The sequence below is a fragment of the Pseudomonas sp. K5002 genome (genome assembly GCF_013386655.1).
Lineage (GTDB): Bacteria > Pseudomonadota > Gammaproteobacteria > Pseudomonadales > Pseudomonadaceae > Aquipseudomonas.
On the sequence record NZ_JACARK010000809.1, the window covers coordinates 1 to 7,449 of the forward strand.

Consider the following 7,449-nt stretch of genomic DNA (forward strand, 5'->3'; position numbering starts at 1 on the left):
TGCACGGCCTGGTGCCACCGCACCCGGGCCCGCTGCTGGCGATCGGCGTGTTCGGTGCCGACATCGGCAAGACCATTCTCTACGGCCTGATCGTCGCGCTGCCTACGGCGATCATCGCCGGCCCGCTCTACGGTTCGTTTATCGCCAAGTACATTCCGGGCAACCCGTCCCAGGAACTGGTAGACCAACTGGCCAGTGAGCAACCGGAATCCAAGACCCTGCCGAGCTTCAGCATCACCCTGATCACCGTGCTGTTGCCGGTGTTCCTGATGCTGCTGAAAACCTTCGCCGACGTCGCCCTGCCGGACGGCCATGTGATCCGCAACTGGATGGACATGATCGGTCACCCGATCACCGCCTTGCTGCTGGCCTTGCTGTTGTCGCTGTACACCTTTGGCCATCGCCAGGGCATTGGCTCCAAGCAAATCCTCAAGCTGCTCGACGCCAGCCTGGCGCCGACTGCAGCGATCATCCTGATCATCGGTGCCGGTGGTGGTTTCAAGCAGATGCTGGTGACCAGCGGCGTGGGTGATGTGATCGGCCATATGGCGGTGACTGCGCAGATCAACCCGATCCTGCTGGCCTGGCTGGTGGCGGCGGTGATTCGTGTGGCTACCGGTTCTGCCACCGTGGCGACCATTACCGGTGCAGGCATTGTGGTGCCGGTGGTGGGGATGATTCCGGGGGTGAACCGCGAGTTGCTGGTATTGGCGACGGGGGCGGGCTCGCTGGTGCTGTCTCACGTCAACGATGCGGGGTTCTGGCTGGTGAAGCAGTACTTCAATATGACCGTGGCCGAGACGTTCAAGACCTGGACGGCGATGGAGACCATCCTGTCGGTGGTGGCGTTGGGCTTTATCATGTTGCTGTCGCTGGTGGTCTAGGCGGTAAGTGATCGTTCCCACGCTCCGCGTGGGAACGCATCCTGTGACGCTCCGCGTCACGAGCGGACGCAGAGCGTCCAAGGCGGCATTCCCACGCAGAGCGTGGGAACGATCATTCCTGCCGTTGGATCGGGTCAGGCGTCAGCTTTCTTGACCAGCCCATCCGCCCGGAACATCGCCCGGATGCCCCGCACCGCCTGGCGAATCCGGTCCTGGTTTTCGATCAGTGCAAAGCGCACGTGGTCGTCACCATACTCACCAAAGCCAATCCCCGGCGACACACACACCTTCGCCTCAAGCAGCAGCTTCTTGGCAAACTCCAGCGAGCCCATCGCGGCATACGCCTCGGGAATCTTCGCCCAGACGTACATCGACGCCTTCGGGTTCTCGACCATCCAGCCCAGCTCATGCAGGCCTTTCACCAGCACGTTACGGCGCTGGCGGTACTGCTCGGCAATGTCTTTCACGCACTGCTGATCGCCTTCCAGCGCCGCAATCGCTGCGACTTGCAGCGGGGTGAAGGTGCCGTAGTCGTGGTAGCTCTTGATCCGCGCCAGGGCGTTGACCAGTTCCGGGTTGCCCACCATGAAACCAATGCGCCAGCCGGCCATGTTGTAGCTCTTGGACAGGGTGAAAAACTCCACCGCGATGTCCTTGGCCCCCGGTACTTGCATGATCGACGGAGCTTTCCAGCCGTCGTAGACGATGTCGGCGTAGGCCAGGTCATGCACCACCAGCACGTCGTACTGCTTGGCCAGGGCGATCACCCGTTCGAAGAAGTCCAGCTCCACGCACTGTGCGGTGGGGTTGGACGGGAAGCCGAGGATCATCATCTTCGGCTTGGGGATCGAGCCACGAATCGCACGTTCCAGCTCAGCGAAGAAGTCCACCCCCGGAATCAGCGGCACCGAACGCACCTGGGCGCCGGCAATCACGGCACCGTAGATGTGAATCGGGTAGCTGGGGTTGGGCACCAGCACCGTGTCGCCCTGGTCCAGGGTGGCCAGCATCAAGTGCGCCAGGCCTTCCTTGGAACCGATGGTCACGATGGCTTCGGTTTCCGGGTCGATGTCCACTTCGTAGCGGTCTTTGTACCAGCGCGAAATCGCCCGGCGCAGCCGCGGAATGCCTTTGGAAGTGGAGTAACCGTGGGTGTCTTCGCGTTGGGCGACGGTGACCATTTTTTCCACGATGTGCGGTGGAGTGGCGCCGTCCGGGTTGCCCATGCTCAAGTCGATGATGTCTTCGCCGCGCCGACGCGCAGCCATCTTCAACTCGGCAGTGATATTGAACACGTAAGGGGGGAGTCGATCTATGCGCGCAAAGCGGCGCGGAGAACGGGGTTCGGCCATTGTTGCCTCGAAATACGTAAGCGCCCGGAACCGTCCGAGCGACGTCGGCCACTGCGGTGGCCTGCGGGGCAGACAATACGGTCGGTGATGGCCAATTGTCCAGATGCTGTGGGAAAAATTTCTGTTTGGAGTGCGACGGGGATATGCCCCTATACTCGACGCGGGTTTGTTCCCTCATAAGAAGGAGACTGTTCAGATGGATCAACAGACAAAACTGCCGTTACAGCCGCGCATGGAAGAGGGCAAGGCCCTGGTGATCGCGGGTGTGCAAGGGCGTTATTCAAAGGCCACGATTGGCGATATTCCCAAGTTGTGGGCGTTGTTCAACACCTGTTTCAAAGACATTAAAAAGCGCGTTGGCGGCGTGACCTACGGCGTGTGCCACAACGCCAAACACGGTGAATTCGACTACCTGGCGGGCATCGAGGTGCCGGCCAAGGGCGATGTACCGAGCAACTTCCAGTCGATTGAAATCCCGGCCCATCGCTATGCCGTGTTCCCGCATTTTGGCCCGGTGCAGGCGCTGGCGCAGACCTATGAACGCATCATGTTCGAATGGCTGCCGGCCTCCGGGTACAAGGTGGTCGGGGCTGATTTTGAGCGCTACAGCGCCGATTTCGATGTGGGTAAAGGCACGGGCTCCGTGGAAATCTGGATCCCGATCAACGCCGAATCCGCCTGACAGCGCCACCGGCAGGAGCGAGCACGTTCGCTCCTGCAATGGCCTCTCAATACAGCGTGGCCTTGACCCGCTCCGGCATCTCGCGGTCATAGGCTTCGGCGTCGAACGCCCCATCATTCAAGCGCTTGTGAAACGCCCCGGCGGAGGGCAGTGCCGAGCGATCCAAGTGCTTTTCCGGGTTCCAGCAATCGGAGCGCACAAAGGCTTTGGAGCAATGGAAATATGCCGCCTCCACCTGCACCAGAATCACCGAACGGGCCGCTTTGCCATTTACCGCAAAGCTCTCCAGCAACCCAGGCTCGATGGAAATCTGCGCCCGGCCATTGACCCGCAACGTCTCGCCAATGCCCGGGATGATGAACAGCAACGCTATACGTGGGTCCACCACCAGATTGCGCAGGGTGTCGAGGCGGTTATTCCCCGGCCGATCCGGAATCGCCAACGTGCGCTCGTCGATGATTCGTACAAAACCTGGCACGTCGCCACGGGGCGAACCGTCGATGCCGTCCGGGCCGGATGAACTCACCACCACCAAGGGTGACGCGCGGACCATGGCCTGGTAATCCTCGTTGAGAAACGGGATTTCCTTGCGCACGGCCCGTTCGTGGGGCAGGCCGTAGAGGGATTCGAGTTGTTCCAGGGTTGTTAGCATCTTCACCAGCTCCTTATTGTTTAAAACACCCACGCCAACCGGCGCTCATACCCAATCCGCCCCTTATACGCCTCCCCGGTGTCCACCCAGCCCTGCTGCAAATACAGCCCCATCGCCGCCACATTGTCCGTGTCCACCGACAGCTCCAGTGCCTTGATCTGCGGCCAGACCAGGCGCGCGGCGGCGGGGAGGGCTTGCAGGCAGGTTTTGCCAAACCCCAGGCCTTGCTGATGGCGATCGACTTGCAACGCATGCAGCGTGGCGCTGTGTTCATCCGCCCAATGGGGCAGGCAGGGTGGGCGTTTGAGCAGCAGGAAGGCCACGGGAATGTCGTCGGCGAGTAACGCAAAGCCTGCCACGCCGGGATTCGGATTGACCAGCAGGGTGTTCAGCGCACAGTAGATATCGCCGGAAAAACCCAGTTGTTCGGGATGCACTTCCAGGGCGTTGAGTTGCTGTTGTTGCAGGGCAGTCAACGTCTGATAGGCGACGAGGCGGGTTTCCATCGGCGTAGCATCCGAAATCCTACAAAGAAGCGCGGATTCTAGCGGGTTTGCGGTAGTCGCAATTATTTTTTGCGGGACTGTCGATTGGCCTGGGGCTCAGTCGACTAAGGGTGTCTTCCGTGATTTTTCCCGCAAGGAGTATCGCCATGAGCACCGCAATCAGCAGCTTGATCGAACAATGGAAACAGGCGGTCACCGCCAAGGATGTCGAGAAAATAGTCAGCTTTTACGCAGACGATATAGTCGCGTTCGACGCCGTTAGCGCCCTGCAGTTCAAGGGCAAGGCCGCCTATCAGGCGCACTGGAAGGCGTGCATGGAGTTCTGCCCGGGCCCTGGGGTCTTTGACTTCCATGAGATGCGTATCGTCGCCGGCGATAACAGCGCCTTTGCCCACTGGCTCGCGCACTGTGGCGGCACCGGGCCCGACGGCGTACTCAAGACCTGCTGGATGCGCGTCAGCGCCGGCTACCAGCGCGTTGGCGGCGAGTGGAAAGTGGTGCATGAACATTGGTCGGCACCGTTCGACATGGAAACCGGCGCCGGTCTGTTCGACCTGAAACCTTGAGCGCCGCGAACTATAGTCAGTTGTCCGAAAACGGAGAATCCCATGAAATACCTCTGCCTGATCTATAGCAACGAACAGGTGCTGCACGATTCGCCCGACAGCCCCAAGGACCCGGAATGTTTCGCCTATGGTCAGTCCGTGCAGGCCAGCGGGCGCATGCTCGCCGCCGAACCGCTGGAGTCGGTGAGCACCGCCACCACCGTGCGCATGCGCAACGGCAAGTTGTCGATCACCGACGGGCCGTTTGCCGAAACCAAGGAGCAGCTCGCCGGGTTTTACCTGATCGAGGCCAAGGACCTGAATGAAGCGATCCAGGTGGCCGGTGGCATACCGGCGGCCCGGGTCGGCAGTGTGGAAGTGCGCCCCGTGCGTGAATTGAATCTCTGATCACAACAATAAAACCCAGGAGGTTTCCCATGAGCATTCAACCCAAACCCGCCGAATTTGAACTGTCCATCAGTCGCTTGATTGATGCCCCTCGCAGCCGCGTGTTTCGCGCCTGGACCGAGCCGGCCTTGTTGCAGCAGTGGTGGGGCCCACACGGCATGACCACTCCCGAGTGCGAAATGGACCTTTGGGTGGGTGGGCAATTTCGCACGCTGATGCGCGCGCCGGACGGCAGCGAATACCCAACCCAGGGCGTATTGCTGGAGATTACCGCCCCCAGTCGGCTGGTGTTTACCGACGCCTTCACACCCGGCTGGATCCCTTCGGGCCAGCCATTCATGACCGCAGAAGTTACCTTTGAAGACGTCGACGGCAAAACCCTCTATACCGCCCGCGCCATGCACTGGAGCGCCGAAACCAAGCAGGCCCACGAAGCCATGGGCTTTCACGAAGGCTGGGGGCAGAGCCTCGACCGGCTGGTGACGCTGGTGACCGAAGGCCTGCGCGATTGACGGTGCAGGCCCGGGTTGAAGCGGTTTATCGCAGCGAATCGCGGCGCATCCTGGCGACCCTGATTCGCTTGCTTGGCGATTTCGACCTGGCTGAAGAAGCCTTGCACGAGGCGTTCTTCGTCGCAGTCGAGCGCTGGGGGCAGGACGGTGTGCCGGATAACCCCCGGGCCTGGCTGGTCTCGACCGGGCGCTTCAAGGCCATCGACCGTTTACGTCGCCAGGCGCGTTTTACCCCGTTGTTGCAGGCGCAAGCCGATGCGCTGGAAGCGGCAGACTGGAGCGTTGAAGACGTGGAAGACGACCGCCTGCGCCTGATCTTCACCTGCTGCCACCCGGCGCTGGCGGCGGATGCCCAGGCGGCGCTGACCTTGCGTGAGATCTGCGACCTCACCACCGAGGAAATCGCCCGGGCGTTTCTCGCCACGCCCACTAGCATCGCCCAGCGCATCGTGCGGGCCAAGGGCAAGATCCGCGAAGCGAAAATCCCCTATCAGGTGCCATCCCTGGCGGAGTTGCCCGAGCGCCTGGACAGTGTGCTGCGGGTGATTTACCTGGTGTTCAACGAAGGCTATTCGGCGTCCATGGGCGCCGACCTGACCCGTGAAGACCTGACCCGCGAAGCGATTCGCCTGGGCCGTTTGCTGATGGAGTTGTTGCCGGAACCGGAAGTGATGGGCTTGCTGGCGCTGATGTTGCTCCACGAGTCCCGGCGCCCGGCACGCACCTCGGCGGGCGGCGAATTGGTGCTGCTGGATGAGCAGGACCGTTCGCTGTGGGATGCGTCGTTGATTGCTGAAGGATGCGCCCTGGTGGAGAAATCCCTGACCACACGCCGCTTCGGGCCCTACAGCCTGCAGGCAGCGATTGCGGCGGTACACGCTGAAGCCGTGAGCGCCGATGAGACTGATTGGCCGCAGATCGTCGGGCTGTATGACGTGTTGCTTGGAGCGATGCCATCGCCGGTGATCGAGCTGAATCGCGCGGTGGCCGTTGCGATGCGCGATGGGGCGCAGGCCGGTTTGCAATTGGTGGACGGCATTCTGGCGCGGGGGGAGTTGGTGGACTATCACCTGGCGTACTCGGCGCGTGGCGAGTTTTGTCGGCGATTGGGGCGAGTGGAGGACGCGCGGCGAGCGTTTGAACGGGCGCTGGCATTGACCCAGCAAGTGCCCGAAAAGCGCTTTATCGAGCGGCGATTGGCCGAACTCAAATAGTGCAGGCGCCGGAGATCCAAATATGGGAGCGGGGGGGGGGGGGNNCCCGCTCCCACATTTGTTCGATGTTGTCTTGATGAATGAGTTACGGCTGCTGACGCGTCGCCGCCAACACGATCTCGCGAATGCACACATGCTGCGGCTGCTGGTAGGCATAGGCAATCGCCGAAGCCACATCATCGGCGCTCAGCACGGTGCCGCCCATGTCCTGTTTCCACGCCTGGTAGCCGGTCTTGATGGCTTCGTCGGTGGTGTGGCTCAGCAGTTCGGTTTCCACCGCGCCCGGCGCAATGGTGATCACACGCACATTGTGCGGCGACATTTCTTCCCGCAGGTTTTCCGAAATTCCATGCACGGCGAACTTGGTGCCTACATAGGCGACGTGGTTGGGGAAGGTCTTGCGCCCGGCCACCGAGCTGACGTTGATGATGGTGCCACCCTTGCGCTCGACCATGCTGCCGGCCACTGCATGGATGCCGTTCAGCAGGCCCTTTACGTTGACGTCGAGCATCTGCTCCCACTGTGCCGGGTCCTGTTCGCTGACCGCGCCCAGCAGCATCACGCCGGCATTGTTGATCAGCGCGTCGGCCGGGCCGAATTGCGCTTCGGCTTCTTTCACCGCTGCCACCAGCGCAGCGCGGTCGGTGATGTCGACACCGCGACTCAGGGTGTTCGGCAGCGCCAGCGCATTCAG

The 7,449-nt window shown here is 61.6% G+C and carries 10 protein-coding genes; 6 read left to right on the plus strand and 4 right to left on the minus strand.

Annotated elements, in window-relative coordinates; all coding sequences use genetic code 11:
- A partial coding sequence (locus tag HX846_RS28955) for a gluconate:H+ symporter (protein WP_218645495.1) occupies positions 1-884 on the plus strand: 884 nt, incomplete at its 5' end.
- A gap of 134 nt (positions 885-1,018) precedes the next feature.
- Here the strand turns inward: HX846_RS28955 and alaC are convergent.
- The gene (gene alaC, locus HX846_RS28960; protein ID WP_003213096.1) at positions 1,019-2,236 is read right to left on the minus strand and encodes an alanine transaminase; all 1,218 of its coding nucleotides are present in this window, start codon (positions 2,234-2,236) and stop codon (positions 1,019-1,021) included.
- Positions 2,237-2,432: 196 nt separating this feature from the next.
- On the opposite strand from alaC, the gene HX846_RS28965 reads away from it, so the two are divergent.
- Positions 2,433-2,918 carry a GyrI-like domain-containing protein gene (locus HX846_RS28965; RefSeq protein ID WP_008431629.1) on the plus strand — a complete coding sequence of 162 codons (486 nt, stop codon included), beginning with the start codon at positions 2,433-2,435 and terminating at the stop codon, positions 2,916-2,918.
- Between the two features lie 46 nt (positions 2,919-2,964).
- On the opposite strand, the gene HX846_RS28970 is transcribed toward HX846_RS28965, so the two are convergent.
- Positions 2,965-3,570 carry a pyridoxamine 5'-phosphate oxidase family protein gene (locus tag HX846_RS28970; RefSeq protein ID WP_177048371.1) on the minus strand — a complete coding sequence of 202 codons (606 nt, stop codon included), beginning with the start codon at positions 3,568-3,570 and terminating at the stop codon, positions 2,965-2,967.
- Positions 3,571-3,590: 20 nt separating this feature from the next.
- A complete protein-coding gene (locus HX846_RS28975; protein ID WP_178966648.1) occupies positions 3,591-4,076 on the minus strand; it encodes an N-acetyltransferase in 486 nt (161 codons plus the stop codon).
- A 146-nt stretch (positions 4,077-4,222) separates the two neighbouring features.
- On the opposite strand from HX846_RS28975, the gene HX846_RS28980 reads away from it, so the two are divergent.
- From HX846_RS28980 to HX846_RS28995, 4 genes are read left to right on the plus strand one after another with little or no spacing between them, the layout of a single operon-like run.
- On the plus strand, positions 4,223-4,642 hold the full coding sequence (locus HX846_RS28980; protein ID WP_003213104.1) for a nuclear transport factor 2 family protein: 420 nt from the start codon (positions 4,223-4,225) through the stop codon (positions 4,640-4,642).
- A 42-nt stretch (positions 4,643-4,684) separates the two neighbouring features.
- The gene (locus tag HX846_RS28985) at positions 4,685-5,029 is read left to right on the plus strand and encodes a YciI family protein (RefSeq protein ID WP_003213107.1); all 345 of its coding nucleotides are present in this window, start codon (positions 4,685-4,687) and stop codon (positions 5,027-5,029) included.
- 29 nt (positions 5,030-5,058) lie between these two features.
- Complete coding sequence (locus HX846_RS28990) at positions 5,059-5,541, plus strand: SRPBCC family protein (RefSeq protein WP_178966650.1); 483 nt, start codon at positions 5,059-5,061, stop codon at positions 5,539-5,541.
- Between the two features lie 2 nt (positions 5,542-5,543).
- The gene (locus HX846_RS28995; RefSeq protein ID WP_043225961.1) at positions 5,544-6,755 is read left to right on the plus strand and encodes an RNA polymerase sigma factor; all 1,212 of its coding nucleotides are present in this window, start codon (positions 5,544-5,546) and stop codon (positions 6,753-6,755) included.
- A gap of 85 nt (positions 6,756-6,840) precedes the next feature.
- Here the strand turns inward: HX846_RS28995 and HX846_RS29000 are convergent.
- Positions 6,841-7,449: SDR family oxidoreductase (locus tag HX846_RS29000; protein WP_178966651.1), on the minus strand; the 609-nt coding region annotated here is incomplete at its 5' end.